This window comes from Frigidibacter sp. (assembly GCF_030695035.1).
GTDB lineage: Bacteria > Pseudomonadota > Alphaproteobacteria > Rhodobacterales > Rhodobacteraceae > Frigidibacter.
In genome coordinates, this window is record NZ_JAUYTT010000002.1 from 49640 (window position 1) to 75157 (window position 25518).

Here is a 25518-nt window from a genome sequence, read left to right on the forward strand (position 1 = left end):
CCCGCGATTTTCCGGTGGATGTTGCCTGCGTGTGGCGCCGGAATGCAAAAGGGGCGCAGCCCTGCGGCGCGCCCCTCCCGTATCGTCCGTAGCCAGATCTCAGAGAGTGAGGCCGGCGTACTTGTTCTTGAACTTCGTCACGCGGCCGCCGGTATCCATCAGCTTGGCGTTGCCGCCCGTCCAGGCCGGGTGGGCCAGCGGGTCGATGTCCAGCGCCATCTGGTCGCCTTCTTTGCCCCAGGTCGAACGGACCTGATACACGCTGCCATCCGTCATCTTCACGTTGATGATGTGATAGTCGGGGTGAATTCCTTGTCTCATGATCCCGCTCCTTACGCGCCTGCGCCGTCTTTGGCTTTGTAATTGGTGACTTCCGCGATCCGGGCCTTTTTGCCGCGGCGGTCACGGAGGTAATACAGCTTGGCGCGGCGAACGCGGCCACGGCGCACGACCTCGATGGCGTCGATGTTGGTCGAATAGAGCGGGAACACCCGTTCCACGCCTTCACCGAACGAAATCTTGCGCACGGTGAACGACGCGGCGATGGTGCTGCCTCCCTTGCGGGCGATCACGACGCCTTCGTAGTTCTGCACGCGCGAGCGGGTGCCCTCGGTCACTTTGTAGCCGACGCGAACGGTGTCGCCGGCCTTGAAGTCCGGGATGGTCTTGCCAAGCGCAGCGATCTGCTCGGCTTCGAGTTGTGCGATAAGGTTCATCGCAAGTCCTTTGCTCTGCTCGCGGTGTTTTCCGCGAAGGTGATGCGTCCTCAGAGCTCTCGGTCTTCATCCGGGTCCGCGCTGTGCTGTGCACACCACGCCCGCCAGAGATCAGGACGGCGTTCTTTTGTCAGCCTTTCGGCCTCGGCCCGTCGCCAGTCGGCAATTCGTCCGTGATGCCCGGATTGAAGAATTTCCGGTATCGCGCGGCCTTCCCAGACGGTGGGTCTTGTATACTGGGGATGTTCCAGAAGTCCGTCCGAGAAGGATTCTTCCTCGGTGGACGCCTGATTCCCAAGCACGCGGGGTATAAGTCGAACTGTCGCGTCGATCAAGGCCTGTGCTGCAATCTCGCCCCCGGTAAGGACGAAATCGCCAAGGCTGATCTCTTCAACGCCATAAGCCTCCAGCACGCGTTCGTCCACCCCCTCGAAGCGGCCGCAAAGGAGGGTGATCCCGTCAGACTGGCTGAGCCGCCTTGCGGTGGCCTGATCGAAGGGTTTCCCGCGGGGTGACAGGTAGATCACCGGCCAGCGGGCGCGGTCTGGCGGGGTGCCGATGGCGGCCTGGTCCAGCGCCTTGGCGACCACGTCGGCGCGCAGCACCATGCCCGCGCCGCCGCCTGCCGGGTTGTCATCGACATTGCGGTGCTTGCCCTCGCCGAAGGGGCGCAGGTCGATGGTTTCCAGCGCCCAGAGGCCCATGTCCAGCGCCTTGCCGGTCAGGCTGAGGCCCAGGGTGCCGGGGAAGGCATCGGGGAGCAGCGTGACGATCTTGGCGGCCCAGGCCCCCTTCAGGCGGGGGTTATGGTCCATCAGCTCGCGCGGCTTGATCGAGGCCGAGATGGCGAGGCGGCCATGCGAGCGGGGGGCGTCGTCCGCCATCTCAGGCCTCTTCCGGCAGGTCGACGATGATCCGGCCGGCGGTCAGGTCCACGGTCGGCACCGCGGCAAGCGTGAAGGGCAGCAGCAGCGCGTTGCGCTGGCCGGGGGCGAGGATTTCAAGGATGTCGCCCGCGCCGTGGTTGTGGACGGCATGGACCGTGCCCATAGGCGCGCCGCCGGTGTCGAGCACCGTCAGGCCGATCAGGTCGGCATGGTAGAACTCGTCATCCGGCAGGGACGGCAGCTTTGTCCTTTCGGCCCAGAGGGTTGCGCCCTTAAGCTCATCCGCCTGTTCCTTGGTGGTGATGCCGGTCATCCGTGCCGCAAGACCACCCGCAACCGCGCGGGTGATCTTGAGCGTGAAGCTGCGCTTGCCGTCTTCGGAGGTCAGCGGCGCGTAATCGGCAATTGCGGCGGGGTCGGCGCAGAAGCTTTTCAGCCGCACCTCGCCCTGCACGCCGAAGGCGCCGGCAATCGCGCCCACGCAGACCTTGTCGCTTGCGGCCATGATCGCTCCATCAAGGCGGGCGGAAACGCCCCGCGCCAGACCCAAAAGGCGGGCGGCATCACGCCACCCGCCGCATATTCTGCGGCAATCCGGCGCCGTTGCAAGCGCCGGAATTACCGTGGCAGCCCAGGGGCTTACTCGGTGGCTTCTGCGGCCGAGGCAGCTTTCTTCGCACGCTCTTCGGCGCGCTTCTTGGCCTTGGCGCCGGGTTCGGCTTGCTTGGGGTTGTTGCGGACGGCTTTTTCCAGCACGCCAGCGGTTTCCAGCATCCGCGCGACGCGGTCGGTCGGCTGGGCGCCGTGCGAGAGCCAGTATTTCACCCGGTCGAGATCCATCTTCACGCGCTCTTCGCTGTCCTTGGCCAGCAGCGGGTTGTAGGTGCCGAGCTTTTCGAGGAAGCGGCCGTCGCGCGGCATCCGGCTGTCGGAGGCGACGATGGAATAGTGCGGGCGCTTGTTGGAGCCACCACGGGCGAGGCGGATTTTCATGGACATGTCAGTTTCTCCTTGGTCTTTTGGAAGTTCGGGCAAGTGCCCGTTATTTCTGCAGTTTCTCGTGATGCCTGATGACTTCAGAAATGATGAAGGTCAGGAATTTGCGGGCGAATTCGGGGTCGAGATCAGCCTCTTGCGAGAGCCGTTCCAGACGGGCGATCTGGGCCGCTTCCCGGGTAGGATCCGAGGGCGGCAGGTTGTGTTCGGCCTTCAGGCGGCCGACGGATTGGGTGTGCTTGAACCGTTCGGCAAGCGTGTAGAGCAGGATCGCGTCGAGCCGGTCGATGGACTCGCGATGCTCATGCAGCAGGGCTGCGGCGCGGGTGGCGGCGTCGGTCATGCGCTCCTCCGGCATGTGGAAAGCATACAGAACCCATATGCATAGTATGCGCATGTCATAGGACATACTCCGCGCCCGGGACCGGGTGGCGGAACACGAGGCAGGGGTCGGTTCCGGGATGCGCCGCGCTGTCATCGCGCTGCGCGCCGAGGCGTTCGGCCAGCGCGATGGAGCGCGAATTGGCCGGGTCGATGTAGCTGACGGCAGTGTCCCAGCCGAGCGGCCCGAAGGCGTGGCGGGTGGCGGCGCGGGCAGCCTCGAAGGCATAGCCCTTGCCCTCGGCTTCGGGCGACCAGAGGGTCCAGCCGATCTCGCGTTCCGGCCAGCCCTCGGGATACCAGGGGCCGCACATGCCAAGCGCGCTGCCTCCCGCCTTGGGGGCGAAGACGAAGGTGCCAAAGCCGCGCAGCACCCACATGCCGATGACGTGGCCAAAGGCGCGCCAGGCCTTTTCCCGGTCCAGCGGCCCGCCGACGAAGCGCGAGCGCCCGTCCATGGCGAACGCGGCCCATGGCTCCCAGTCGCCCGCTTGCGGCGCGCGCAGGATCAGGCGTTCGGTTTCGATCACCGGAGTGGGGGAGAGGGTCACGGTCATGCGGCCATCCTCGGGTGGCGCCAGACAAGGTCTTCGGGGTCTTGCCGCGGCGCCTCGGGATCAAGGAGCGCGCCAAGCCGCCGGGCGACCGCGATGGAGGCGTGATTGTCCGGATCGGTGTAGGACACGAGGCTGCCGAGCGGCAGGGTTTCGAACGCCCAGTCCCGCAGCCGCGCCGCGGCCTCGGTGGCAAAGCCCTGGCCTTCGCTGCCGTCATAGAGCAGCCAGCCGAGTTCGGGTTCGGGAAACAGCGGGCCCGCATTCAGCCCGACCTGGCCGATGGTTGCCCCGGTGTCGTTGCGTTCGATCATCAGGCCGCCATGCCCGTAGAGCGCCCAACAGGCGACGTCATGGCAAAACACGCCCCAGGCGCGGAAGGTGTCAAACGGCCCGCCCATTCCGGCCGCGCGCGACGACCCCATCAGCGCCGCATAGGCCGGGAAATCGGCCGCGACGATCGGGCGAAGCGTCAGGCGCGCTGTATGGAGGGTGGGTGCGGTCATTTCTTCTTGCCGAATCCCGAAAGCCCGCCGGGCAGGTTCAGGCCGCCGAGGCCGGGAAGGCCGCCGGGCATCTTGCCGCCGATCTGGCCCTGCAGGGCCTTGGCAGCCTCTTCCATCTGCGCCGGGTCCATCTTCGACGGGTCCATGCCGCCCATGCCGCCGGGCATCTTGCCGCCGAACATCTGCATGGCCTGCTTGAGCATCCCGCCTTTGCCCATCTTGCCGATCTTCTTCATCGTGTCGGCCATCTGGCGGTGCATCTTCAGCAGGCGGTTCACCTCGGCAACCTCCAGCCCCGCGCCGGCGGCGATGCGCTTCTTGCGGCTGGCCTGCAGCAGGTCGGGATTGGCCCGTTCCTTCTTGGTCATCGAGTTGATGAGGGCGATCTGGCGGCGCAGGGCCTTGTCGTCAAAGCCCGCGGCCTCGGCCTGTTTGGCCATCTTGCCCATGCCGGGCATCATGCCCATCACGCCCTGCATCCCGCCCATCTTCAGCATCTGGTCAAGCTGGCCCTTCAGGTCGTTCATGTTGAACAGACCCTTCTGGAAGCGCTTCATCATCCGCTCGGCCTGTTCGGCCTCGAAGGTTTCCTGCGCCTTTTCCACCAGGGCAACGATGTCGCCCATGCCCAGGATGCGGCCGGCGACACGTTCTGCCTCGAACGTTTCAAGCGCGTCCATCTTCTCGCCAAGGCCGACGAAGCGGATCGGCTTGCCGGTGATCGCGCGCATCGACAGCGCAGCGCCGCCGCGGCCGTCGCCATCCATCCGGGTGAGCACGACGCCGGTGATGCCGACCTTGCCGTCAAATTCGGTGGCGACGTTGACCGCATCCTGCCCGGTGAGGCCATCGACGACCAGCAGGGTTTCGCGCGGCTGGGCCACGTCACGTACCGCCTGAACCTCGGCCATCAGGGCTTCGTCGATATGGAGCCGGCCGGCGGTGTCGAGCATGTAGACATCGTAGCCGCCAAGCGTCGCCTGTTGCTTGGCGCGTTTGGCGATCTGGACGGCATTCTCGCCCTTGACGATCGGCAGTGTATCGACGCCGATCTGGGTGCCGAGGATCGCCAGCTGTTCCATGGCAGCGGGGCGGTTGGTATCGAGCGAGGCCATCAGCACGCGCTTGCCCTGACGCTCGGTCAGGCGCTTGGCGAGCTTCGCGGTGGTGGTGGTCTTGCCCGAGCCTTGCAGGCCGACCATCAGCATCGCCGCGGGCGGGTTGTCGATCTTCAGGGCGCCGGGATCGCCCTCGCCGCGCAGGGTGCGGATCAGCTCGTCATGGACGATCTTCACGACCTGCTGGCCGGGGGTGACCGATTTGGTGACGGCAGAGCCGGTGGCCTTGGCGCTGACCGCCTTGACGAAGGCGCGGGCGACGGGAAGGGAGACGTCAGCCTCGAGCAGGGCGACGCGCACTTCGCGCAGGGCGGTTTCGACGTCTTCGGCGCTGAGCGCGCCCTGACGGGTCAGCCGGTCGAAGACCCCGGAGAGCCGTTCGGATAGATTCTCGAACATCGCGTCTGGCCCTCCATGGCCCCGATTGCACCTTGCCGGGACCATGTAAGGCCCGGCGCTAAGATCCCCAAAGGTGGTGGTGTGCGCTACGGTCCCGGCGGGTCAATGCGGAATGGCACCCGTGGGCGCAACGCGCTGACGGATGGCGATCCCCCCATGACGGGTTGGGACCGGAAGCAAGCCACTTCCGGGGAATTGGGGCAGGCCGTAGAAGAAATGGGAGTGGGAGTCAAGCGGGGGCGGGGATTGCGGCTGCTCTGTCACCCGCAGATGAGGCACTTCCGGCGCGACAAGGCGGCTTGCCAGTGGCAAGCCGACCGCGACGGTTGCCCGGAGGCGCAAGCCGCAGGGCAAGGGGGTGAAGCTTGGTCTGACGGTGCCAAATTCTGATGGGACCGCCCCGGTGGGCACGACTGTGCCCGCCCTCGCGAGGGCGGGCACAGCAGAATTTCGTCGACGGCCGAAATTCTGCAAATGGCTGATGTCCGGCCTTTATCAGGCAGCCAGAGCGTCCACCTGCCCCTCGGCCTTGGCCAGCGCCTCTTCAGCGCCAAAGACCATCGCGTCGGCGGCGACGAAATCGACATCGGTGATGCCAAGGAAGCCCAGCATGTGGCGCACATAGCCCGAGGCGAAGTCGATTTCCGACCCGAAGCGGGTGCCATCCGAGGACAGGGCGATGATCGCGCGCTTGCCGGTCAGCAGGCCCTGGGGGCCGGCTTCGGTATAGGCGAAGGTTTCCCCCTTGCGGGCGATGTGGTCGAACCAGGTCTTCAGCGAGGCGGGGGTGCCGAAGTTGTAGATCGGCAGGCCGATCACCACGACGTCGGCGGCTTTCACTTCGGCGATCAGCGTGTCGGACACGGCGGCGATGGCGGCCTGCTCGGTGCTGCGGGCGTCGGCCGGGGTGAAGATGGCGCCGATCCAGGCGGCGTCGATGGCCGGCAGGCCGGAGGCAAGGTCACGGCTGGTGACGGTGGCGGCGGGCTGCGCCGCGGTCAGGCGGGCGAGGATACGGTCGGTCAGGCGGCGCGAGATGGAGCCGGCGGGTTTGATCGAAGCGTCGAGGCGGAGGATGTTGGTCATTGGGGCGATCCTTGAATTGCAAAGCGGCGGGGAGGCCGGGCATGTCCTTAAGTTGCGCGTTGCAATTTCGAACGCAACGCCGATACTCGCACCGCATATGTTGATGGGCGCACAGAAAATGTCTTTTCAGAACTGGGACGAGATCCGCACGGCCTATCAGGTGGCGCGGATTGGTACGGTCAGCGGTGCGGCGGATGTGCTGGGGGTGCACCACGCCACGGTGATCCGGCATATCGACGCGCTGGAGGGGCGGCTGGGGGCCAAGCTGTTCCAGCGCCATGCCCGCGGTTATACGCCGACCGAGGCAGGGCAGGAGCTGCTGAAGGTGGCGCAGGCGACCGAGGACCAGTTCGGCCAGCTGGCGGCGCGGATCAATGGTGCCGGGTCGGAAATGGGCGGCGAACTGGTGGTGACCTCCGTCCCCGGCCTGTCGGCGCTGGTGACGCCGGTGGTGGCGGGGCTGATGGCCGAGCATCCCGAGCTGATCGTGCGCTATGTCACCGACCTTCGGATCTTCCGGCTGGAATATGGCGAGGCGCATGTGGCGATCCGGGCCGGGTCTGCGCCGACAGAGCCGGACAATGTGGTGCAGCGGCTGCACGAGCATCAGGTGGCGCTGTTCGGGGCTCCGTCCTATCTGGCGAAGCATGGCACGCCGGTGAAGGATACTGACCTCGTCGCGCATCGGTTCATCGGCAATGAGAACCCGGCCTCGCGCGCGCCGTTCTATCAGTGGCTGGCGGGCGTCGTGCCGCGCTCGCAGGTGGTCTATCGCTGCAACGATGGCGAGGCGACCGAGGATGCGGTGCGCGCCGGGCTGGGGCTTGGCTTCCTGCCGGTGGCGAGTGCGCGGGGCAATCCCGACTTCGTCGAGGTGATGGCGCCGCGCGAGGCCTGGGCGTCACCACTGTGGCTGGTGACGCATGTGGACCTGCACCGCACGACCAAGGTGCAGGCCTTCCTGGCCGCGATCAAGGCGGCGTCGAAGGACTGGCCGGCGATGTGCTCGGGGCACGGGCACCGCTAAATCAGGCGGCCGGCGGGTCCACCTCGATGGCCTGAAGTTCGGCCTCCAGAAACCGCTCGAAGGCGTCGAGGTCCAGCCGCTCGAACTGGCCGAAGCCCTGCATCCAGATGCTGGCCTCGCGCATCGCGTCGGGCTCCAGCTTGCACCACTTCACCCTTCCGCGTTTTTCCTGGCTGATGAGGCCCGCCTCGGCGAGGATCTGCAGGTGCTTGGAAATCGCGGCCAGCGACATCTGGAACGGTTCGGCCACATCGGTCACCGCCATGTCGTCTTCCAGCAGCATCGACAGGATCGCGCGCCGCGTCGGATCGGCGAGGGCCGAGAACACGGCGTCGAGGGCAGGGGAGAGCGCAGGGGCGGGGGCGTGCATGGGCATTCCTAGCGCCCCTGCCGGTAAACGGTCAACCGGACGGTTGAATATCGGTTTTTGCCGCAAAGCGGCGATGGGGAGGAGGCGGGCCTGCGCGGAGTGGGGCTGCCTCGCGAAATGCGCAGCAATTTCAATGCGTTGTAGAATGACTGCCAGCTCCCTAACGCGCTTGACTCACGGGCCCCCGCCCCCTAGGAAGGCGGCAACAGTCCAAGGGGGGCTCCAGAGGGGCGCAACGTGGCCGACGAACCCGATCAGACCCGGCTTTCCGAGCTGGAAAAGCGGATCGAGAAGGTCAAGGCAGCCCACGCGCCCAAGCCCCGCGCGGACGAGCATTTCAGTCAGGCCAATCAGGCCTGGCGCATGGTGATCGAGCTGGTTTCGGGTTTGGGGATCGGCTTTGCTATCGGCTACGGGCTGGATACCCTGTTCGGGACCATGCCTTTCATGCTGGTGCTGTTCATATTCCTGGGCTTCGCGGCCGGAGTGAAGACGATGCTTCGCACCGCGACCGAGATGCAGACGAAACGACAGGCGGAAGACTCCGCCCGGGATGAGGGGAAGTAGACGTGGCGACGGAAGAAGCAGCAGGCGGTCTTGCATTCCACCCGATGGACCAGTTTCTGGTGCGCCCGCTGTTCGGCGGCACCGAGATCAACTGGTACACGCCGACCAACGTGACGCTGTGGATGGGCCTGACGGTTCTGGCCATCGTGCTGGTGCTGGTCGTCGGCTCGCGCGGCCGGGCCATCGTTCCTAGCCGGATGCAGTCCGTCGCGGAACTGACCTTCGGCATGGTCCACAAGATGCTGGAAGACATCACCGGCAAGGAAGGCCTGAAGTACTTCCCCTATGTGATGACCCTGTTCTGCTTCATCGTGTTTGCCAACTTCATCGGCCTGATCCCCACCTCGTTCTCGACCACCTCGCATATCGCGGTGACGGCGGTTCTGGCGATGCTGGTGTTCCTGGGCGTGACCATCCTCGGCTTCGTGAAGAACGGCGCGCATTTCCTCGGCCTCTTCTGGGTTTCGTCGGCGCCGCTGCCGCTGCGCCCGGTGCTGGCGGTGATCGAGGTCATCTCCTACTTCGTGCGCCCGGTCAGCCACTCCATTCGTCTTGCCGGCAACGTCATGGCAGGGCACGCGGTGATCAAGGTGTTCGCGGGTTTCGCGGCCATCGCGGCCATCGCCCCGGTTTCGATCCTGGCTATCACCGCGATGTACGGGCTCGAAGTGCTCGTCGCGCTGATCCAGGCCTATGTGTTCACCATCCTCACCTGCGTCTATCTGAAGGACGCGCTGCATCCGGGGCACTAAGGGCCCGGCCGCAGATCCCAATTACAACCTTTCCAATCCTGAAGGAGCACCTCTATGGAAGGCATCGCACAACTCGGCCAATACCTCGGCGCTGGTCTCGCCTGCATCGGCATGGCCGGGGCTGCAATGGGTGTGGGCAACGTCGCTGGCAACTACTTGGCCGGCGCGCTGCGCAACCCCTCGGCTGCCGCGTCGCAGACCGCCACGCTGTTCATCGGCATGGCCTTTGCCGAAGCCCTGGGCATCTTCTCGTTCCTGGTCGCCCTGCTGCTGCTGTTCGCAGTCTGATCCCTTCCAAAGATCTGAGAGCCGGGCGGGTCCTTTAGGGGGCCTGCCCGCCGGTTTGACGGGTCCTGAAGGGCCGGGGGAACGACATGGCAACAACAACGGAAGAAGCGGCAGGTCACGCGGCGGACGCTGTCCACCCGATGCTGCCGGGAACCGACGCGCATGGCAGCGCGGTCGGGATGCCGCAGCTGGTGTTCGAGACTTTCCCGAACCAGATCTTCTGGCTGCTGGTGACGCTGGTCGTGATCTACCTCGTCCTGTCGCGCATCGCGCTGCCGCGGATTGGCGGCGTGCTGGCGGAACGGGCGGGCACGATCAGCAATGACCTTGCCACCGCCGAAGAGCTGAAGCTGAAGGCGAAGGAGGCCGAGGCAACCTATACGCGCGCCCTGGCCGATGCGAAAACCGAGGCTGGCAAGATCGTTGCCGCTGCCAAGGCCGAGATCCAGGCGGATCTGGACGTGGCGACGGCACATGCCGATGCCGAGATTGCGGCGAAGACCGCCGAGTCGGAAGGCCGGATCGGCGAGATCCGGGCCGGCGCGCTGGAGGCGGTGAACACCGTTGCCCGCGACACGGCGGCGGAGATCGTGGCGGCCTTTGGCGCAAGGGCGGATGCGGGCGCGATCGACGCGGCCGTGGCAGAGCGGATCAAGGGGTGAGCATGATGCGGAAACTATCCCTGCTTCTGGCGCTGGCGGCCACGCCCGCCGCTGCGGCCACCGGCCCGTTCATCTCGCTGCGCAACACCGACTTCATCGTCCTGCTGGCGTTCCTGGTGTTCATCGGGATCCTGCTGTACTTCAAGGTTCCCTCGGCCATCGGCGGGCTCTTGGACAAGCGCGCCGCGACCATCAAGGCCGAGCTGGAAGAAGCCCGGGCGCTGCGTGAAGAAGCGCAGACGATCCTTGCCTCCTACGAGCGCAAGCAGAAGGAGATGATCGAGCAATCCGAGATGATCGTCGCCTCTGCCCGCAAGGAAGCGATGGCGGCGGCCGAGAAGGCCAAGGACGATCTGAAGGTCTCGATCCAGCGCCGGCTGAAGGCGGCGGAAGAGCAGATCGCCTCGGCTGAAAAGTCGGCGGTGAAAGAGGTGCGGGATCGCGCGGTGGTGGTGGCGGTTGCCGCGGCTGGCGAGGTGATCGCCAAGTCGATGCAGGAGGCCGAAAAGGCCGCGCTGATCGACGCGGCGATTGGCGACGTGGAAACCCGGCTGCACTGATCGGCTTTTGCGCATGAAAGTTAGGAAAGCCCGGCCACTGGCCGGGTTTTTCGTTTGTGGAGTCAGCCCCGCTCCTGTTCATGATCGAAGCGCAGGCGCGCCACCGCCTCGTTCCGGTCGGCCTTGATCTGGTCGGCCAGGGCGGCGCGGACGAAGTCCATATGCGCCTCCACCGCCGCCCGCGCCCCCGCCGGATCGCGGGCCAGCAGCGCGACATGGATGGCGCGGTGCTGGTCCAGCAGCGACTCGCGCGTGGTGCGCTGGCGGAACATCACCTGGCGGTTGTAGAACACGCCCTCGCGCAGCAGCTCGAACATCGAGCGCATCATGTGCAGCATCACCACGTTATGGCTCGCCTCGATGATCGCCATGTGGAACTCGGCATCCAGCGCCGCCTCATCCGCCAGGTTGCGCTTGCCGTGGGCGGCCTCCATGCGGCGGAACAGGGTGTCGATGACCTTCAGGTCGGTGTCGGACCCGAGCCGCGCGGCGCGCTCGGCGGCCAGCGCTTCGAGATCGCGGCGGAAGTCGAGATAGTCGAAGACTGCATCGTCATGGCTGGCAAAGAGCCGCGTCAGAGCGGGGGAGAAGGCGGATCCCAGCACATCGGCCACGAAGACCCCGGCACCCGGGCGGGCGACCAGCAGCCCCGCCACCTGCAGATCGGCCAGCGCCTCGCGCAGCGAGGGGCGGGAAACGCCGAGCTTGTCGGCAAGGTCACGCTCGGCCGGCAGCCGCTCGCCGGGCCGCAGGATGCCCTGCAGGATCAACCGCTCTATCTGGCGGATAACGCTGTGCGACAGCTTTTCGGGTTCGACCTTCTGGAAGGGCATGGGCAGGACCGCTCCGGCGAATTGGTCAGTTTGCATGACCGCTTCTAGGCGCGCGTCCCCGCCCCGGCAACGAAAAAGGCCGGGCGAGGGGCCCGGCCTTCTGAATGCCTGACCCGAAGGATCAGTTCGTGGGCGTGATGATGATCTGCACGCGGCGGTTCTGGGCGCGGCCCGATTCCGTCGAGTTGGAGGCGATCGGCTGGTCATAGCCGCGGCCGTAGAAGACCACGCGCTGCGGAGCGACGCCGCCATTGCGGATGACCTGCGCCACCGCAGAGGCCCGGCGCTGCGACAGATCCTGGTTGTAGGCGGCCGAGCCGGTGTTGTCGGTATGGCCGATCACTTCGACGCGGGTGTTCGGGTAGCGGTTGAGGCTCGACGACAGGGCGTAGAGGTCATTGGTCACCGCGCTCGACACGGTGGCACTGTTGGTGGCGAAGAGCACGTCCTGCGGCATGTTCACCACAAGGTTCGAGCCGGTATTGGTGACGGTCGTGCCGTTGCCGCCGATCTCGGATTGCAGTTCGCGCGCCTGGCGGTCCAGCAGGCTGCCGGCAACGCCGCCGATGGCCGCACCGGCAAGGGCACCGGCAGCGGCCTTGGTCAGCCGCTCGTCACCGTCGGCCGTGGCGCCCAGAACGCCGCCGACAACCGCGCCGGCGATGGCCGCGTTGCGGGCGTTGTTGGGCTGGCCTGTGCCGCCATACGGGTCGGATTGCACACAGGCCGTCAGGCCGAGGCTTGCCGAAATGGCAAGGAGAAAGGGGGTCTTCGCGTTCATAATGTGTCGCCTGTTTGTTATATCCGTCCAATGGACGTTGCGCCCTGTATAGCAAAGCTTGGGGTGCCGCGACTAGGCCCGCGCGCGTGCCAGCAGGTTTCCGCCCATCACAAGCGGGAGAGGCGGGTGAAGGAAACGGCCCTGTTCAGGGGACCTGGGGGGCCGAGGGCCCTGCCTCCCACCGCGCCGCCTCCCAGGCCAGCATCGCGCGCTTGACCGGCAGGCCCCAGTGATAGCCGCCAAGCGCGCCGGACCGGGCCAGCGCGCGGTGGCAGGGGATCAGGAAGCTGATCGGGTTGCGCCCGATGGCGGTGCCGACGGCACGGGCGGCCCTGGGCGCGCCGATGGCGGCGGCAATGGCGGAGTAGGTGGTGACCTGACCCGAGGGGATGCGCAGCAGCGCCTCCCAGACCTTGATCTGGAACGGGGCGCCGATCACCTGCAGCGGGGTCTCGCCGTCGCCGCCGAAGGCCGCCGTCACCCAAGGCGTTAGCGGTGCGGCATCCTCGGTGAAGCGCGCCGCGGGCCAGCGCCCGGCGAGATCGGCAAAGGCGGCGTCGAAGCCGGTTTCCTCGGTGAAGGCCAGCCCGCAGAGCCCGCGATCCGTGCCCATCGCCAGCGCGTCGCCAAAGGGCGTGTCGAACCGACCCCAGCGGATCTGCAACCCGTCGCCGCCGCGGGCGAAATCGCCGGGCGTCATCGCCTCCCACCGCAGGAACAGATCATGCAGCCGCCCGGTGCCGGAAAGGCCGGCGCTGGCCGCCGTGTCCAGCAGCGTCTCGCGTTCGGCCAGCAGCTGCTGGGCGAGCCCGAGCGCCAGATATTGCTGGTAGCGCTTGGGCGAGACCCCGACCCAGGCCGAGAACACCCGCTGGAAATGTGCCGCGCTCATCCCCATCCGGCCCGCCAGCGCGTCCAGCGACAGCGCCGGCCCCTCTGCCTCCATCAGCCGCAGCGCGCGGGCGATGACGCGGTAGTGGTAGCGTGGGTCATCGGTGTCGGTGGTGGCGGGTGTGGTGGCAAAGGCGGGGGCGAAGGGATGCTCGGTCATCGGAAAACCTCGGGGAACTGTGGCGGCCAGTCTAGGGGCGGAGTGACCCCCGCGCGACCCGGAACCTGCGCTTGCGAAACGCGCCGCCCCCCTCTCCTTTGCCTTTTCCAAATATCCGCGGGGGGTGCGGGGGGCGGCAAGCCCCCCGTCCGGCGAGGGCACACACGCCGCCAGCTTGTTCGCGCCGCGGATCCGCCGGGCGCGCTTCTCGACCGCGAAAATACTGAAAATCCCGTTGATTTCGGCGCCCGGCCGGCCCTGCGGCGCTTGCCCGGTTCGGCGCGGCAGTGCATACCATCGCGCGATGGCCAGACAGCTTGCATATCATGAGATCCATGAGGTCTTTGCCCGCTTTCAGGCGGTGGAGCCCGAACCGAAGGGCGAGCTCGAGCATGTCAATGCCTTCACCCTGCTGGTCGCGGTGGCGCTGTCGGCGCAGGCGACCGATGCCGGGGTGAACAAGGCGACGCGGGCGCTGTTCGCGGTGGTGGATACGCCCGAGAAGATGCTGGCTTTGGGCGAGGAGGGGCTGACGGAGCATATCCGCACCATCGGCCTTTACCGCCAGAAGGCGCGCAATGTGATCCGCCTCAGCCAGATCCTGGTGGAGAGCTATGGCGGCGAGGTGCCCTCGAGCCGCGCCGCGCTGCAATCGCTGCCGGGGGTCGGGCGCAAGACGGCGAATGTGGTGCTGAGCATGTGGTTTCACCACCCGGCGCAGGCGGTCGATACCCATGTATTCCGCGTCGGCAACCGCACCGGGATCGCGCCCGGGCGCGATGTCGACCAGGTGGAGCGGGCGATCGAGGACCATGTGCCCGCGCCCTTCCAGAAGCATGCCCATCACTGGCTGATCCTGCATGGCCGCTATATCTGCGTGGCGCGAAAACCGAAATGCGGGATCTGCCCGATCCGTGACCTTTGTCTGTATGAGGAGAAAACTCTGTGAGCCGTTATCAGGTTGTCGGCATCGGCAACGCCATCGTGGACGTTCTGTCCCATTCCGACGACCGGTTCCTGGACCATATGGGGATCGAGAAGGGTATCATGCAGCTGATCGAGCGCGAGCGCGCCGAGGTGCTGTATGCGGCCATGCGCGAGCGGGTGGAGGCGCCGGGAGGATCGGTCGCCAACACGCTGGCGGGGCTCGGGAATCTGGGCCTGACCACCGCCTTCATCGGCCGGGTGCGCGATGATGCGCTGGGGCGGTTCTATGCGGCCTCGATGGCGACAGAGGGCACCGAGTTCGTCAACCCGCCGGTGGCGGGAGGGGAGCTTCCAACCTCGCGCAGCATGATCTTCGTGACCGAGGATGGTGAGCGGTCGATGAACACCTACCTTGGCATCTCGGCCGAACTGGGGCCCGAGGACGTGGACGAGGCGGTGACGAGCGCGTCCGAGATGCTGTTCCTCGAGGGTTACCTCTTCGACAAGGACAAGGGCAAGGCGGCCTTCCTGAGGGCGGCGCGGTCTGCGCGGGCGGGCGGCGGCAAGGCCGGGATCGCGCTGTCGGACCCGTTCTGCGTGGACCGGCACCGCGAAAGCTTTCTGGGCCTGATCCGGGGCGAGCTGGATTACGTGATCGGTAATGTCCATGAATGGACCTCGCTCTACCAGACCGAGGATCTGGAGGCGGCGCTGGCACAGGCGCGGGCCGAATGCCCGCTGGTGGTCTGCACAAGGTCGGGGGCCGATGTGGTGCTGATCCGCGGCGAGGAACGGGTGGAGGTGCCGGTGCACCGCGTGGTGCCGGTCGATGCCACGGGTGCTGGCGACCAGTTCGCAGCGGGGTTCCTGTATGGGATGATGACCGGGGATGACCTTTACCGGGCGGGCCGCATGGGTTGCATCGCCGCGGCGGAGGTGATCAGCCATTTCGGCGCGCGGCCGGAAGGGGACATCCAGCGGCTGTTCCGGGGGCAGGGGTTGGTCTGAGGAGAAGAAGGGGGCGCTGCCCCCCGTCTCCTGCGGAGACTCCCCCCGGGATATTTTGGCCAGAACGAAGGGCGGGCGCGGGGGTGTGTCAGCGGGGCGGTGCGGGGGCCGGAACCGGATCTGGGAGCGGGTCCAGCACCTCGGCGAGGGCGCGGCAGATGAGGGCCCAGGCGGCGCCCGCGGCCCAGCCAGCCAGCACGTCGGTGGGCCAGTGCACGCCCAGCCAGACGCGGCTTAAGCCCACCGCCAGCGTCACCGCGACGGCGAGCGCGATCAGGTAGACCTTCAGGGCGCGGCTTGGTTGCATCCGGGCGAGCATCGCCGCCAGCGTCAGCCAGACCACCGCCGCCATCATTGAATGGCCGCTGGGGAAGCTGGCGCTGGTAACCAATGTGCCATGCGGCACGAGGTCGGGGCGGGGGCGGTCGAAGATCGCCTTGGAGACGTTCGAGAAGATCTGCCCGCCGATGATCGCCAGCAAGAGGAGGCCGGCGGCGCGGCGGCGGGACTGGAACCACAGCAGCCCGAGGACCGCCAGCGTCACGAAGCCCAGCACCGTCACCCCGCCAAGCGCGGTGATGTCGCGCATCACCGTTTCCAGCCATGCCGGCCCCAGCGGATCGGCGGGATCGAGCGGGCTGCGGAAGGCCAGCAGCAGCGCCTGGTCGAAATCCTGCGTCTCGCCCTCGAGCATTTCCTCGGCGAGTTCGACGAAGAGCCAGATGGCGGCGAAGAGCACCCCCAGCAGCGCGAGGCTGCGCGCATGCAGATACTGGCGCAGGTGCGCGCGCCTGCGGGGCAGGGCGGGATCGGTCAACGCGCCCATGTCCATGCAGCCGGTCCCGGGTCAGTCACCCAGCTTGGCATGGACCTCATCGAGGTCGATCTCGGCGATGGCATATTTGTTGTCGGGGTTGTCGAAGTCATATTTGAACAGCTGGAAGTCCTTCTTGTAGATCTCCCAGATAAGGTGCCGCGACAGATCGTCAAAATAGGCGCTGACGTCATGGGCGCGCTTCGGCCCATGACCTTCGGATTCGTTGAAGCGCGGGATCGCCTTCAGGTCCACCTTCACCGGCGTCTCGATCTGATCGAGCACCTGCTGCATCCCCTCGTTGAACTTCTCGGTGTAGAAGATGCTGTTGTAGCGCCCGCCATTGACGATGAATGTCGAGACATGGCCCGACATCGCCGACCAGTGGATGTCAGGCTCCATCGGGCGGCGCCAGCGGATGGTGTCGCGCGCGAACAGCAGGAATCGGCGGAAGCTGGCGATCTGGTCGAACTCGAAGCCGTTTTCCGGGCTGCCGACATCAATGCCGTATTTCTGCACCAGCTGCGGCACGAGATTGCCGCGGTAGCGTTTGCCGTTGCGCTGGATGCCGGCGATCTTGTCGAAGAAGGACGACAGGATGCGCGCATAGGGGTTGCGCACGCAGGTGAAGGCAAAGGACTTGTGGGTCTTGACGTTGCTCTCGATCAGCGGCTGGCTCGCCTCCATCGACCATTTGTGCATCCCGGCGGTGGCATCATGGATGTCCCCGTCGAAGAAGCGCCCGTGATCGGAATAGAACATGATCTGCCCGATGGTCGAGCAGGCGCATTTCGGGACGACGCGATAGACGACGCTCTCGCTCTCGGTCATCCAGGTACCGGGAAACCCCATGAAAAACCTTCCTTGGCCATCCTTGGGCGCTTTCACTTGCACCCGCGGAACAATTGCGCATTAAAAAGCAAAGAAACACCGTCATTTCAACGTCTGAAACGCCGCGGCCGCGATCTTCGGTCTTCGGCACCTGAAACGGGTCGATCCGATGGCCAGAATTGCCTTCATCCTGCTGTGCCATAAAGACCCCGAGGGGATCGTGCAACAGGCCGAGCGGCTGACCGCCGCGGGCGACTTCATGTCGATCCATTTCGACGCGCGGGCGCGCAAGGCCGACTATCTGCTGATCCGCCGGGCGCTGGCCGGAAACCCCAACGTGACCTTCGCGCAGCGGCGCATCAAATGCGGCTGGGGCGAATGGAGTCTGGTGGACGCGACGCTGGCGGCGACCGAGGCGGCGGTTGCGGCCTTCCCGCGGGCCACGCATTTCTACATGCTGTCAGGCGATTGCATGTCGATCAAGTCGGCCGAGTTCGCGCATGAGTTCCTCGAGGCGAATGACCGGGACTTCATCGAAAGCTTCGACTTCCTCAGTTCCGACTGGATCAAGACCGGGATGAAGGAAGACCGGCTGATCTACCGCCACTTCTTCAACGAACGCGGCCGGAAATGGTGGTTCTACCAGTCCTATGAGCTGCAGAAGCGGCTGGGGCTGACGCGGCAAGTGCCCGCCGACATTCAGGTGATGATCGGCAGCCAGTGGTGGTGCTTGCGCCGCCGCACGGTGGAGATGGTGCTGGATTTCTGCGCCAAGCGGCGCGACGTGATGCGGTTCTTCAAGACCACCTGGATCCCGGACGAGACCTTCTTCCAGACGTTGGTGCGCCATCTGGTGCCGGATGCCGAGATCGAGACGCGGACGCTGACCTTCCTGATGTTTTCCGACTACGGGATGCCGGTCACCTTCTACAACGACCATTATGATCTGCTGCTGAGCCAGGATTACCTGTTTGCCCGCAAGATCTCGGTCGATGCGGCAGAGCTGAAGGCGCGGCTTGGGGATCTGTGGGCCAGCGAGGCGGTGCGTTTCCCGATCTCGAATGAGGGGCGCAGCCTTTATGGCTTTATCACCGGGCGCGGGCGTATAGGCCGCCGCTTTGCCCCGCGCTTCTGGGAGACCGAGGCGAGCCTTGGGCGCGAGCGGGAATTGCTGCTGGTGGTGTGCAAGAAATGGCATGTCGCCAAGCGGCTGGTCGACCGGGTGCGCCAGCTGACCGACATCCCCGCCATCGAGTATATCTTCAACGAGGAAGCCACGCCGCTGCCCGATCTGGGCGGCATCCAGACCACGCTGGAAAAGCGCACCCGGCACCGGCGGGCGTTGCTGCGGATGCTGTTCGACTATCACGGATCGAACCGGCTGCTGGTCTGCCTGGACCCCGCCGCGATCGACCTGCTGCAGGATTTCTATGCCGACCGCTGTGTCACCCGCACGCTGGAGATCGAATGCGAGTTCACCGATGACTATCTTCTGGGCCATGCCCGGCGCGTCGGTCTGGCCGGGGAGCGCACCCCGCCGGAGGTGCTGAACCGGCTGCTGCCGACGATCCGCTATGACGTGCGCTTTGAAAGCGACAGGCTGCGCGATGCCAATTTTGCCAACCTGACGCGGCTGCGCGAATCCGCCAGCATCGAGGACAACACCGCCCCGCTGGCCCGCTTCCTGTCGCTGCCACCCGAGACCGCGCGCGAGATTGCCGCGACGCATTACCTGTTCACCGACTGACCTTTCCGGACCGAGGACCGCCATGAGCTATGCCTATGACGCCACCAACATCTTCGCCCGCATCCTGCGCGGCGAGATCCCGAACAAGACCGTGCTGGAGACCCCGCACAGCCTTGCCTTCGAGGATATCCGCCCGCAGGCGCCGGTGCATGTGCTGGTGATCCCGAAGGGGCCCTATGTCAGCTATGATCATTTCGCGCGGGAAGCGTCGGAGGCCGAGATCGTCGATTTCACCCGCGCCATTGGCGAGGTCTGCAAGATGACGGGCGTGGCGCTCGACGCGGGCAACGGCTTCCGCGCCGTATCGAATGCCGGCATGGACGGGGTGCAGGAAGTGCCGCATCTGCATGTGCATATCATGGGCGGCCGCGATCTGGGGCGGATGCTGCAGCCGGCGGGCTGAGCGCGTCCCTGCTGCCTTTGCCTTTTCCAAATATCCTGCAGAGGGTCCGGGGGACGCAAAGTCCCCCGGCCTTCGCCCCGTTCACACGGTATGCAGGTAAAGATCGTAATCCACATCCGCGATGGTCCGAGCCACCCGCGCATATTCCGCCGCCTTGATCGCGCAGAAGGTGCGGTGCATGTCAGTCCCAAGCGCCTCCTTCAGAAACGCCGATCCCTGCGCCGCCCGGATCGCCTCGCGCCAGTCGCCGGGCATCGCCGGGGCGCCCCCGCTCTGCCCGCCAGCATCCTCGCCCGCATAGCCGTTGCCGGTGGTCTCGGGCCCCGGGTCGATGCGGTGCGCCAGCCCGTGCCGGATGCCCGCCAGCACCGTCGCCGCCACCAGGTAGGGGTTGGCATCGACGCCCGAGGGCCGATGCTCGATCCGCCGCGCGCGCAGATCACCCGCCGGAATGCGCAGCGCGACGGAGCGGTTGTTGACGCCCCAGGAGGGTGACACCGGCGCATAGCTCTGGTTCGCGAACCGCCGCCAGCTGTTGGCATGGGGCGCGAAGACCAGCATCGATTCCCCCATCGTCTGCCGCAGCCCGCCAAGCGCGTGCAGGATGGTGTCCGTCCACTGGCCTTCCAGCGCCTCGGCAAAGACATTGCGCCCCGCCTCGTCGAGCAGCGAGACGTGGAAGTGCATCCCTGACCCGGCATAATCCTCGATGGGTTTCGCCATGAAGCAGGCCGTCACCCCAAAGCGCCGGGCCTGTAGCCGCACGATGCGCTTCAGGCGGATCAGGTCATCGGCGGCCTGCATCACGTCGGTGCGGTAATGCAGCGTCAGCTCATACTGGCCCGGCGCGTATTCCGAGATGACCGTTTCGGCCCGGATGTCGGCGGCCTGCGCGGCGGCGTAGATGGCCGAGAACAGCGGCTCCATCCCGTGCAGGTGATCGACGGAATAGACCTCTGTCTTCAGACTGCGCCGACCGTCCAGCACCGCGGCGGCGGGTTGGGCGCGGCCGTGGTCGTCGAGCTTGGGATCGAGCAGGAAGAACTCCAGCTCGAACGCGCCCGCCGGGTGCAGCCCCTCGGCCGCCATCGCATCCACCTGCCGCTGCAGCGCGTGGCGCGGGTCCGAGGTCATGATCGCGCCGTCGAGGTGATACATGCTCATCAGCACCTCGCCCCGCGCCGGGCTGGTGCCGTGCAGCGGTTTCAGCGTGCCCGGGATCGGCCAGGCGCGCAGGTCGCCATCGCCCTGATCCCAGATCAGCCCGGTTTCATGCACATCCTCGCCGCAGATATCGAGCCCGAGGATCGACACCGGCAGATGCCGCCCGCCGGTATACAGCCCCGGCAGCTCATGCCGGCGGATGATCTTGCCGCGGCCGATGCCATTGGCATCGGTCAGCACGATGTCGAAGGCCTCGATCTCGGGATGCGCGGCGAGGAAGGCCTCTGCCTCGGCGAGGGTGGAGCCGGAGGGGCTGGGGGTCATGATGGGTCTTTCAGGCAAAGAGTTCGGCCAGCACGGCCTCGAAGGCGGCGATCAGCCGGGCGATCTGCTTGCCGCTGGTGACCGGGCTGACAAGCATCATGTTGTGGAAGGGCGCGATCAGGCAGCCGCGGTTCAGCAGGGCGGCGTGGATTGCGGCCTCCAGCGCCGGGTGATGGGCGGCGGCGGCTTCGGTCCCGTTGCGCAGGGGGGTAGGGTGGCAGATGAACTCCACCCGCGCGCCGACGCGGACCACATGCCAGGGCGCGCCGTGGTGGGCGATGGCCTTTGCCAGCCCCGCCTCCAGCTTCGCGGCGCCGTCCTCCATCCTGGCGAAGGCCTTGGGCGTCATCACCTCGGCCAGCGTGGCGCGCAGGGCGGCGAACTGCATCGGGTTGGCTGACAGGGTGGTGCCCATGCCGGAATGGCCGGGGGGGCGGGTCTGGTGGTAGCGGTGCAAGCGTTCGGCGACCTCTGCCGACATCCCCCAGGCCGCGGCCGGGATGCCGCCTGCGATGCATTTGCCGACCACGAACATGTCGGGCTGAAGCCCGTGGCGGCGGGTATAGCCGCCAAGGCCGGACGATTGGGTATGCGTCTCATCGAGGATCAGCAGCGCGCCGTAATCGCTGGCAAGGCGGCGCAGCGCCTCGTGAAAGCCGGGCTCGGGCAGCACCATGCAGGCATTGGTCATCACCGGTTCTGCCAGAACGGCGGCGATGTCGCCGGCCTTCAGCGCCTCTTCCACCGCCGTCAGGTCGTTGAACTCCACCGCCACCGCGGTCTGCGTCAGGTCTGCGGCCTGACCCACGAGGCCCGGCCGGGGCACCGTCTGCCCGCCCGCCAGTTGCACCATCGCCTCATCGACGGTGCCGTGGTAGCAGCCCGAGAAGACCAGCACCTTCGGCCGTCCCGTCACCGCGCGCGCCACGCGCAGGGCGAAGCGGTTGGCATCGGTGGCGGTGGTGGCGATCTGCCAGAGCATCGGGCCGAACCGCTCTTGCAACAGCACGCCCACCGCCAGCGCATCCTCGCCCGGCAGCATGGTGGTCAGCCCGCGGCGGGCCTGATGGCGGATCGCCTTGGCGACCGGGGCGGGGGAGTGGCCGAACATGGCTCCGGTATCGCCGAGGCAGAAGTCATCCAGCACATTGCCGTCGAGATCCTCGATCTTCGCATCGCGAGCTTTTGCCACCACCATCGGGAAGGGCTGCGGCCAGTCGCGCATCCAGTGCATCGGCACCCCATCGAGCCAGGCGCCAGCGCCAGCGGCCAGCGCCGCGCGGCATTTGGGGCGGGCGGCGGCATAGGTGGCGGCTTCCCACTCGGCAAGCGCCGCAATCCGGGCAGGGGGGACGCCCGCGATCAGCGGGGCACGAACGGGCATGATACAGCACCTGACGGGCAAGAGGCGGGATGCGCTGTCCTATCCCGGCGGGCTTTGCGGCGTCAATCGGGACGAATGGCCCGGGGGCCGGTCTTTCCAATTGCACCGAACCGGCCGGGCAAGAATCGCTGCCGCGGCGCGGGGCGGTAACCCGATATTAGCGCCCTTGCGGCAGCCTTGGGCTTGAGCGCGGGGTGTGGGGCCCCGGCGGTCGCTGCCAGTAGGCGGCTGGTTTATCCGGGGTGGATATCATGACATTCGAAGATCTGACGCGCATGCCGCTGGCATGTGTTGCCAAACTCGCGCGCGCCTTGGGCCGCACTCTTCCCGCGCTGGCCGTTGCGGCGGCTTGCGCTGCGGCCCTTGGCCCGGCGCCGGCGGGGGCGCAAGCAATTCGCGCGCCTCTCAACATTCAGCCGCTGGTGATCCGCGACGATGCCGGCGGCCGGGTGGACTGGCGCGCCGCAGAAATCGCAGAGCTGCGCAGCGCCGGGCGGCTTGTCGAGCTGCGGGGCGAGTGCATGTCGGCCTGCACGATGTATCTGTCGCTGCCGGGGGTCTGCGTGGCCGCCAACACGACCTTTGGCTTTCACGGGCCGTCGTTCTACGGCATCCCGCTGAACGCGCATGATTTCGACTACTGGTCGCAGGTGATTGCCGCCCATTATCCGGCGCCGATTGCCGAATGGTACATGTCCGAGGCGCGGTTTTCCGTGAACCGGACCCGGCGGATCCGCGGCAGCGAGATGATCAAGATGGGCTATCCCGAATGCGGGAGTAACGCCTGAGGGCCAGCGGGCAGGCAGAAGGGCCGGATACGGGCCGCGGGGCTTGCCCCTGCGGCCCGTTTCCATATCTGCCTGCCGCTGCCGCGCCCCGGTTTTTCTTGAAACTGTCACAGGCTGTCCTTATAGCAACCGTTCGCATTCGCGCCCCGGTGCAAGGAGCAGCCCATGTCCGTGTCGATACCCACCCCGCATTACCTGATCGACGCCGCGGCGCTGCGCGCCAACATGGAAAAGGTCGCGCGGCTGCGCGAGCTGTCGGGCGCCAAGGCGCTGCTGGCGCTGAAATGCTTCGCCACCTGGTCGGCCTTCGACTACATGCGCCCGTTCATGGATGGCACCACCTCTTCCTCGCTCTACGAGCTGCGGCTGGGGCGGCAAAAGTTCGGCGGCGAGACCCATGCCTATTCCGTCGCCTGGGCCGAGGATGAGATCGACGAGGCGGTGGGCTATGCCGACAAGATCATCTTCAACTCCATCGGCCAGCTGGAACGCTTTGCGGATCGCGCTTCTGGGATTGCCTGCGGGCTGCGGCTGAATCCGCAAATCTCGACCAGCGGCTTCGATCTGGCTGATCCGGCGCGGCCGTTCAGCCGGCTGGGGGAGTGGGACAGCGAGAAGATCGCAGGTGTGCTGGACAAGATTTCCGGCTTCATGATCCATTACAACTGCGAGAACGAGGATTTTGCCCTGTTCGACCGGCAGTTGACCGATATCGAGAACCGCTTTGGCAACCTTCTGGCACAAGTGAAATGGGTCAGCCTGGGTGGCGGCATCCACTTCACCGGCGAGGGCTATCCGCTGGAGGCGCTGGCGGCGCGGCTGAAGGCCTTTGCGGAACGGTTCGGGGTGCAGGTCTATCTGGAACCGGGCGAGGCGGCGATCACCAGGACCGCGACGCTGGAGGTCACGGTGCTGGATATCTTGCACAACGGCAAGGACCTGGCGGTCGTGGACAGCTCCATCGAGGCGCATCTGCTGGATTTGCTGATCTACCGGCTGCCGGCCAAGATCGCGCCGGACGCAGGCCCGCACAGCTACATGATCTGCGGCAAGTCCTGCCTTGCGGGGGATATCTTCGGCGAGTTCGCCTTTCCGGAGCGGCTGAAGGTCGGCGACCGGATTTCCGTGCAGGACACTGCCGGTTACACGATGGTCAAGAAAAACTGGTTCAACGGCGTGAAGATGCCGGCGATTGCGATCCGCGAAGAGGATGGAACGCTGCGGCTGGTCCGCTCGTTCGGATACGAAGATTACGAAGCCAGCCTCTCCTGAGGCTCCCCTGCCTTGCCGCGCGCAAGGCCCTTTTCCCAGACGGTCAAAAGGAGACGGTAGGAATTGAAACGGAACGTGCTGATCATCGGCGCCGGTGGCGTGGCTCAGGTCGTCGCGCATAAATGCGCGCAGAACAATGACTTGCTGGGCGATCTTCATATCGCCTCGCGGACCCTTGCGAAGTGCGAGGCGGTCATCGCCAGCGTCCATGAGAAGGGCGCGATGAAGGTGGCGGGCAAGTTCGAGGCCCATGCCGTCGACGCGATGGACTCTGCTGCGGTGGCGGCGCTGATCCGCGAGACAGGGGCGCAGATCGTCATCAACGTCGGCAGCGCCTTCGTGAACATGACGGTGCTGCAGGCCTGCATCGACACCGGGGTCGCTTATCTGGATACCGCGATCCATGAGGATCCGGCGAAGATCTGCGAGTCGCCGCCGTGGTACGGCAATTACGAATGGAAGCGCCGCGAGGCCTGTGAGGCGGCGGGGGTGACTGCCATTCTGGGGATCGGGTTCGATCCGGGGGTGGTGAACGCCTATGCGCGGCTGGCGGCAGAGGACTATCTGGACGCGGTCGAAAGCATTGATATCGTTGATATCAATGCCGGCAGCCATGGCCGCTGGTTTGCCACCAACTTCGACCCCGAGATCAACTTCCGGGAGTTTACCGGCACCGTCTACAGCTGGCAGAATGGCGGCTGGCAAGAGAACAGCATGTTCGAGGTCGGCAAGGTCTGGGACCTGCCGGTGGTGGGCGCGCAGAAGGCCTATCTGACCGGGCATGACGAGGTGCATTCGCTGGCGGCGAACTATCCGGATGCCGATGTGCGGTTCTGGATGGGGTTTGGCGATCACTATATCAACGTGTTTACCGTGTTGAAAAACCTCGGACTTTTGTCCGAGAAGCCGGTGAAGACGGCCGAGGGGCAAGAAGTGGTGCCGCTGAAGCTGGTCAAGGCGGTCCTGCCGGATCCGGCGAGCCTGGCGCCTGACTATACGGGCAAAACCTGCATCGGCGATGTGGTGCGCGGGACCAAGGACGGCGCGCCGCGGGAGGTGTTCATCTACAACGTTGCCGACCATGCGGAGGCCTTCCAAGAGGTTGGTTCGCAAGGGATTTCCTACACCGCGGGGGTGCCGCCGGTGGCCGCCGCGATCCTGATCGCGCGGGGGGATTGGGACATTGGCCGGATGGCGAATGTCGAGGAATTGCCGCCGATGGCCTTCCTGACCGAGCTGCACCGGCTGGGTCTGCCGACCCGGATCCGGGAAGGCGAGAGCGATTTGCCGGTTACCTGAACCGGGCGGGAGTGACTTGAAAG

31 protein-coding genes are annotated in these 25518 nt (G+C 66.2%); 13 read left to right on the forward strand and 18 right to left on the reverse strand.

The annotated features are described in order from the left end of the window. Positions 1-99: 99 nt before the first annotated feature. The 10 genes from rpmE to Q8S30_RS01395 form a co-directional block, all read right to left on the reverse strand. Positions 100-321 carry a 50S ribosomal protein L31 gene (rpmE, locus tag Q8S30_RS01350; protein WP_305664238.1) on the reverse strand — a complete coding sequence of 74 codons (222 nt, stop codon included), beginning with the start codon at positions 319-321 and terminating at the stop codon, positions 100-102. A gap of 11 nt (positions 322-332) precedes the next feature. Beyond that, positions 333-716 (reverse strand): 50S ribosomal protein L19, encoded by a 384-nt coding sequence (gene rplS, locus Q8S30_RS01355; protein WP_305664239.1) that lies wholly within the window; start codon positions 714-716, stop codon positions 333-335. A gap of 50 nt (positions 717-766) precedes the next feature. After that, entirely contained in the window at positions 767-1531 is a 765-nt protein-coding gene (gene trmD, locus Q8S30_RS01360) for a tRNA (guanosine(37)-N1)-methyltransferase TrmD (protein ID WP_371135418.1), read from the reverse strand. A 70-nt stretch (positions 1532-1601) separates the two neighbouring features. Next, entirely contained in the window at positions 1602-2108 is a 507-nt protein-coding gene (gene rimM, locus Q8S30_RS01365) for a ribosome maturation factor RimM (RefSeq protein ID WP_305664241.1), read from the reverse strand. A gap of 134 nt (positions 2109-2242) precedes the next feature. Next, entirely contained in the window at positions 2243-2602 is a 360-nt protein-coding gene (gene rpsP / locus Q8S30_RS01370; RefSeq protein ID WP_161344642.1) for a 30S ribosomal protein S16, read from the reverse strand. A gap of 43 nt (positions 2603-2645) precedes the next feature. Continuing rightward, the gene (locus Q8S30_RS01375) at positions 2646-2942 is read right to left on the reverse strand and encodes a chorismate mutase (protein ID WP_161344640.1); all 297 of its coding nucleotides are present in this window, start codon (positions 2940-2942) and stop codon (positions 2646-2648) included. 55 nt (positions 2943-2997) lie between these two features. After that, a complete protein-coding gene (locus Q8S30_RS01380) occupies positions 2998-3537 on the reverse strand; it encodes a GNAT family N-acetyltransferase (protein ID WP_305664242.1) in 540 nt (179 codons plus the stop codon). After that, positions 3534-4040: a GNAT family N-acetyltransferase gene (locus tag Q8S30_RS01385; RefSeq protein ID WP_305664243.1), complete on the reverse strand. Its 507-nt coding sequence runs from the start codon at positions 4038-4040 to the stop codon at positions 3534-3536. The genes Q8S30_RS01380 and Q8S30_RS01385 overlap by 4 nt, the downstream gene beginning before the upstream one ends. Next, positions 4037-5557 carry a signal recognition particle protein gene (gene ffh, locus Q8S30_RS01390; RefSeq protein WP_305664244.1) on the reverse strand — a complete coding sequence of 507 codons (1521 nt, stop codon included), beginning with the start codon at positions 5555-5557 and terminating at the stop codon, positions 4037-4039. The genes Q8S30_RS01385 and ffh overlap by 4 nt, the downstream gene beginning before the upstream one ends. Positions 5558-6052: 495 nt before the next feature. Continuing rightward, positions 6053-6643, reverse strand: coding sequence for an FMN-dependent NADH-azoreductase (locus Q8S30_RS01395; RefSeq protein ID WP_305664245.1), 591 nt, complete (start codon positions 6641-6643; stop codon positions 6053-6055). Positions 6644-6761: 118 nt separating this feature from the next. Between Q8S30_RS01395 and Q8S30_RS01400 the strand changes: the two genes are divergently transcribed. Beyond that, on the forward strand, positions 6762-7670 hold the full coding sequence (locus Q8S30_RS01400) for a LysR family transcriptional regulator (RefSeq protein ID WP_305664246.1): 909 nt from the start codon (positions 6762-6764) through the stop codon (positions 7668-7670). Between the two features lies 1 nt (position 7671). On the opposite strand, the gene Q8S30_RS01405 is transcribed toward Q8S30_RS01400, so the two are convergent. Continuing rightward, positions 7672-8046: a helix-turn-helix transcriptional regulator gene (locus Q8S30_RS01405; protein ID WP_305664247.1), complete on the reverse strand. Its 375-nt coding sequence runs from the start codon at positions 8044-8046 to the stop codon at positions 7672-7674. Positions 8047-8277: 231 nt separating this feature from the next. Between Q8S30_RS01405 and Q8S30_RS01410 the strand changes: the two genes are divergently transcribed. The 5 genes from Q8S30_RS01410 to Q8S30_RS01430 all read left to right on the forward strand — a co-directional run bounded on the left by Q8S30_RS01410 (position 8278) and on the right by Q8S30_RS01430 (position 10869). Beyond that, positions 8278-8607 (forward strand): AtpZ/AtpI family protein, encoded by a 330-nt coding sequence (locus Q8S30_RS01410; protein ID WP_161344630.1) that lies wholly within the window; start codon positions 8278-8280, stop codon positions 8605-8607. A 44-nt stretch (positions 8608-8651) separates the two neighbouring features. Continuing rightward, positions 8652-9359 (forward strand): F0F1 ATP synthase subunit A, encoded by a 708-nt coding sequence (locus Q8S30_RS01415; RefSeq protein WP_305664248.1) that lies wholly within the window; start codon positions 8652-8654, stop codon positions 9357-9359. A 54-nt stretch (positions 9360-9413) separates the two neighbouring features. After that, on the forward strand, positions 9414-9647 hold the full coding sequence (locus tag Q8S30_RS01420) for a F0F1 ATP synthase subunit C (RefSeq protein ID WP_066809443.1): 234 nt from the start codon (positions 9414-9416) through the stop codon (positions 9645-9647). A gap of 86 nt (positions 9648-9733) precedes the next feature. After that, complete coding sequence (locus Q8S30_RS01425; protein ID WP_305664249.1) at positions 9734-10309, forward strand: F0F1 ATP synthase subunit B'; 576 nt, start codon at positions 9734-9736, stop codon at positions 10307-10309. Positions 10310-10314: 5 nt separating this feature from the next. Next, complete coding sequence (locus Q8S30_RS01430) at positions 10315-10869, forward strand: F0F1 ATP synthase subunit B (RefSeq protein ID WP_305664250.1); 555 nt, start codon at positions 10315-10317, stop codon at positions 10867-10869. Positions 10870-10931: 62 nt separating this feature from the next. Here the strand turns inward: Q8S30_RS01430 and Q8S30_RS01435 are convergent, their stop codons facing one another. From Q8S30_RS01435 to Q8S30_RS01445, 3 genes are all read right to left on the reverse strand, one after another. Continuing rightward, a complete protein-coding gene (locus Q8S30_RS01435) occupies positions 10932-11702 on the reverse strand; it encodes a FadR/GntR family transcriptional regulator (RefSeq protein ID WP_305664361.1) in 771 nt (256 codons plus the stop codon). Between the two features lie 121 nt (positions 11703-11823). Beyond that, positions 11824-12483 (reverse strand): OmpA family protein, encoded by a 660-nt coding sequence (locus tag Q8S30_RS01440; RefSeq protein WP_305664251.1) that lies wholly within the window; start codon positions 12481-12483, stop codon positions 11824-11826. 145 nt (positions 12484-12628) lie between these two features. Beyond that, complete coding sequence (locus Q8S30_RS01445) at positions 12629-13429, reverse strand: bifunctional helix-turn-helix domain-containing protein/methylated-DNA--[protein]-cysteine S-methyltransferase (protein WP_305664362.1); 801 nt, start codon at positions 13427-13429, stop codon at positions 12629-12631. 409 nt (positions 13430-13838) lie between these two features. Between Q8S30_RS01445 and nth the strand changes: the two genes are divergently transcribed. Then, positions 13839-14483 carry an endonuclease III gene (gene nth, locus Q8S30_RS01450; RefSeq protein WP_305664252.1) on the forward strand — a complete coding sequence of 215 codons (645 nt, stop codon included), beginning with the start codon at positions 13839-13841 and terminating at the stop codon, positions 14481-14483. Continuing rightward, positions 14480-15469 carry an adenosine kinase gene (locus Q8S30_RS01455; RefSeq protein ID WP_305664253.1) on the forward strand — a complete coding sequence of 330 codons (990 nt, stop codon included), beginning with the start codon at positions 14480-14482 and terminating at the stop codon, positions 15467-15469. The genes nth and Q8S30_RS01455 overlap by 4 nt, the downstream gene beginning before the upstream one ends. Before the next feature lie 88 nt (positions 15470-15557). On the opposite strand, the gene Q8S30_RS01460 is transcribed toward Q8S30_RS01455, so the two are convergent. Together Q8S30_RS01460 and Q8S30_RS01465 are read right to left on the reverse strand one after the other, a co-directional pair. Next, the gene (locus Q8S30_RS01460; RefSeq protein WP_305664254.1) at positions 15558-16301 is read right to left on the reverse strand and encodes a phosphatase PAP2 family protein; all 744 of its coding nucleotides are present in this window, start codon (positions 16299-16301) and stop codon (positions 15558-15560) included. Positions 16302-16316: 15 nt separating this feature from the next. Then, the gene (locus Q8S30_RS01465; RefSeq protein ID WP_305664255.1) at positions 16317-17135 is read right to left on the reverse strand and encodes a sulfotransferase family protein; all 819 of its coding nucleotides are present in this window, start codon (positions 17133-17135) and stop codon (positions 16317-16319) included. 148 nt (positions 17136-17283) lie between these two features. On the opposite strand from Q8S30_RS01465, the gene Q8S30_RS01470 reads away from it, so the two are divergent. Both Q8S30_RS01470 and Q8S30_RS01475 read left to right on the forward strand, forming a co-directional pair. Beyond that, entirely contained in the window at positions 17284-18861 is a 1578-nt protein-coding gene (locus Q8S30_RS01470) for a DUF5928 domain-containing protein (protein ID WP_305664256.1), read from the forward strand. Between the two features lie 22 nt (positions 18862-18883). Then, on the forward strand, positions 18884-19264 hold the full coding sequence (locus Q8S30_RS01475; RefSeq protein WP_305664257.1) for an HIT domain-containing protein: 381 nt from the start codon (positions 18884-18886) through the stop codon (positions 19262-19264). A gap of 81 nt (positions 19265-19345) precedes the next feature. Here the strand turns inward: Q8S30_RS01475 and Q8S30_RS01480 are convergent, their stop codons facing one another. Together Q8S30_RS01480 and Q8S30_RS01485 are read right to left on the reverse strand one after the other, a co-directional pair. Next, complete coding sequence (locus tag Q8S30_RS01480; protein WP_305664258.1) at positions 19346-20752, reverse strand: glutamine synthetase family protein; 1407 nt, start codon at positions 20750-20752, stop codon at positions 19346-19348. Positions 20753-20762: 10 nt separating this feature from the next. Further along, a complete protein-coding gene (locus Q8S30_RS01485; RefSeq protein WP_305664259.1) occupies positions 20763-22136 on the reverse strand; it encodes an aspartate aminotransferase family protein in 1374 nt (457 codons plus the stop codon). Between the two features lie 251 nt (positions 22137-22387). Here Q8S30_RS01485 and Q8S30_RS01490 point away from each other — a divergent pair, with 251 nt between their 5' ends. The 3 genes from Q8S30_RS01490 to Q8S30_RS01500 all read left to right on the forward strand — a co-directional run bounded on the left by Q8S30_RS01490 (position 22388) and on the right by Q8S30_RS01500 (position 25495). Further along, entirely contained in the window at positions 22388-22924 is a 537-nt protein-coding gene (locus Q8S30_RS01490) for a hypothetical protein (protein WP_305664260.1), read from the forward strand. Positions 22925-23089: 165 nt separating this feature from the next. Beyond that, positions 23090-24196 (forward strand): carboxynorspermidine decarboxylase, encoded by a 1107-nt coding sequence (nspC, locus tag Q8S30_RS01495; protein ID WP_305664261.1) that lies wholly within the window; start codon positions 23090-23092, stop codon positions 24194-24196. A 63-nt stretch (positions 24197-24259) separates the two neighbouring features. Beyond that, positions 24260-25495 (forward strand): saccharopine dehydrogenase family protein, encoded by a 1236-nt coding sequence (locus tag Q8S30_RS01500; protein ID WP_305664262.1) that lies wholly within the window; start codon positions 24260-24262, stop codon positions 25493-25495. The last annotated feature ends 23 nt before the right edge of the window (positions 25496-25518 follow it).

What these genes read in the sequence shown, in the direction of transcription:
- rpmE (WP_305664238.1), bottom strand. Translation starts at nt 321, where the DNA reads ATGAGACAAGGAATTCACCCCGACTATCACATCATCAACGTGAAGATG.
- rplS (WP_305664239.1), bottom strand. Translation starts at nt 716, where the DNA reads ATGAACCTTATCGCACAACTCGAAGCCGAGCAGATCGCTGCGCTTGGC.
- trmD (WP_371135418.1), bottom strand. Translation starts at nt 1,531, where the DNA reads ATGGACCATAACCCCCGCCTGAAGGGGGCCTGGGCCGCCAAGATCGTC.
- rimM (WP_305664241.1), bottom strand. Translation starts at nt 2,108, where the DNA reads ATGGCCGCAAGCGACAAGGTCTGCGTGGGCGCGATTGCCGGCGCCTTC.
- rpsP (WP_161344642.1), bottom strand. Translation starts at nt 2,602, where the DNA reads ATGTCCATGAAAATCCGCCTCGCCCGTGGTGGCTCCAACAAGCGCCCG.
- Q8S30_RS01375 (WP_161344640.1), bottom strand. Translation starts at nt 2,942, where the DNA reads ATGACCGACGCCGCCACCCGCGCCGCAGCCCTGCTGCATGAGCATCGC.
- Q8S30_RS01380 (WP_305664242.1), bottom strand. Translation starts at nt 3,537, where the DNA reads ATGACCGTGACCCTCTCCCCCACTCCGGTGATCGAAACCGAACGCCTG.
- Q8S30_RS01385 (WP_305664243.1), bottom strand. Translation starts at nt 4,040, where the DNA reads ATGACCGCACCCACCCTCCATACAGCGCGCCTGACGCTTCGCCCGATC.
- ffh (WP_305664244.1), bottom strand. Translation starts at nt 5,557, where the DNA reads ATGTTCGAGAATCTATCCGAACGGCTCTCCGGGGTCTTCGACCGGCTG.
- Q8S30_RS01395 (WP_305664245.1), bottom strand. Translation starts at nt 6,643, where the DNA reads ATGACCAACATCCTCCGCCTCGACGCTTCGATCAAACCCGCCGGCTCC.
- Q8S30_RS01400 (WP_305664246.1), top strand. Translation starts at nt 6,762, where the DNA reads ATGTCTTTTCAGAACTGGGACGAGATCCGCACGGCCTATCAGGTGGCG.
- Q8S30_RS01405 (WP_305664247.1), bottom strand. Translation starts at nt 8,046, where the DNA reads ATGCCCATGCACGCCCCCGCCCCTGCGCTCTCCCCTGCCCTCGACGCC.
- Q8S30_RS01415 (WP_305664248.1), top strand. Translation starts at nt 8,652, where the DNA reads ATGGACCAGTTTCTGGTGCGCCCGCTGTTCGGCGGCACCGAGATCAAC.
- Q8S30_RS01420 (WP_066809443.1), top strand. Translation starts at nt 9,414, where the DNA reads ATGGAAGGCATCGCACAACTCGGCCAATACCTCGGCGCTGGTCTCGCC.
- Q8S30_RS01425 (WP_305664249.1), top strand. Translation starts at nt 9,734, where the DNA reads ATGGCAACAACAACGGAAGAAGCGGCAGGTCACGCGGCGGACGCTGTC.
- Q8S30_RS01430 (WP_305664250.1), top strand. Translation starts at nt 10,315, where the DNA reads ATGCGGAAACTATCCCTGCTTCTGGCGCTGGCGGCCACGCCCGCCGCT.
- Q8S30_RS01435 (WP_305664361.1), bottom strand. Translation starts at nt 11,702, where the DNA reads ATGCCCTTCCAGAAGGTCGAACCCGAAAAGCTGTCGCACAGCGTTATC.
- Q8S30_RS01440 (WP_305664251.1), bottom strand. Translation starts at nt 12,483, where the DNA reads ATGAACGCGAAGACCCCCTTTCTCCTTGCCATTTCGGCAAGCCTCGGC.
- Q8S30_RS01445 (WP_305664362.1), bottom strand. Translation starts at nt 13,429, where the DNA reads ATGGAGGCAGAGGGGCCGGCGCTGTCGCTGGACGCGCTGGCGGGCCGG.
- nth (WP_305664252.1), top strand. Translation starts at nt 13,839, where the DNA reads ATGGCCAGACAGCTTGCATATCATGAGATCCATGAGGTCTTTGCCCGC.
- Q8S30_RS01460 (WP_305664254.1), bottom strand. Translation starts at nt 16,301, where the DNA reads ATGGACATGGGCGCGTTGACCGATCCCGCCCTGCCCCGCAGGCGCGCG.
- Q8S30_RS01465 (WP_305664255.1), bottom strand. Translation starts at nt 17,135, where the DNA reads ATGGGGTTTCCCGGTACCTGGATGACCGAGAGCGAGAGCGTCGTCTAT.
- Q8S30_RS01470 (WP_305664256.1), top strand. Translation starts at nt 17,284, where the DNA reads ATGGCCAGAATTGCCTTCATCCTGCTGTGCCATAAAGACCCCGAGGGG.
- Q8S30_RS01475 (WP_305664257.1), top strand. Translation starts at nt 18,884, where the DNA reads ATGAGCTATGCCTATGACGCCACCAACATCTTCGCCCGCATCCTGCGC.
- Q8S30_RS01480 (WP_305664258.1), bottom strand. Translation starts at nt 20,752, where the DNA reads ATGACCCCCAGCCCCTCCGGCTCCACCCTCGCCGAGGCAGAGGCCTTC.
- Q8S30_RS01485 (WP_305664259.1), bottom strand. Translation starts at nt 22,136, where the DNA reads ATGCCCGTTCGTGCCCCGCTGATCGCGGGCGTCCCCCCTGCCCGGATT.
- Q8S30_RS01490 (WP_305664260.1), top strand. Translation starts at nt 22,388, where the DNA reads ATGACATTCGAAGATCTGACGCGCATGCCGCTGGCATGTGTTGCCAAA.
- nspC (WP_305664261.1), top strand. Translation starts at nt 23,090, where the DNA reads ATGTCCGTGTCGATACCCACCCCGCATTACCTGATCGACGCCGCGGCG.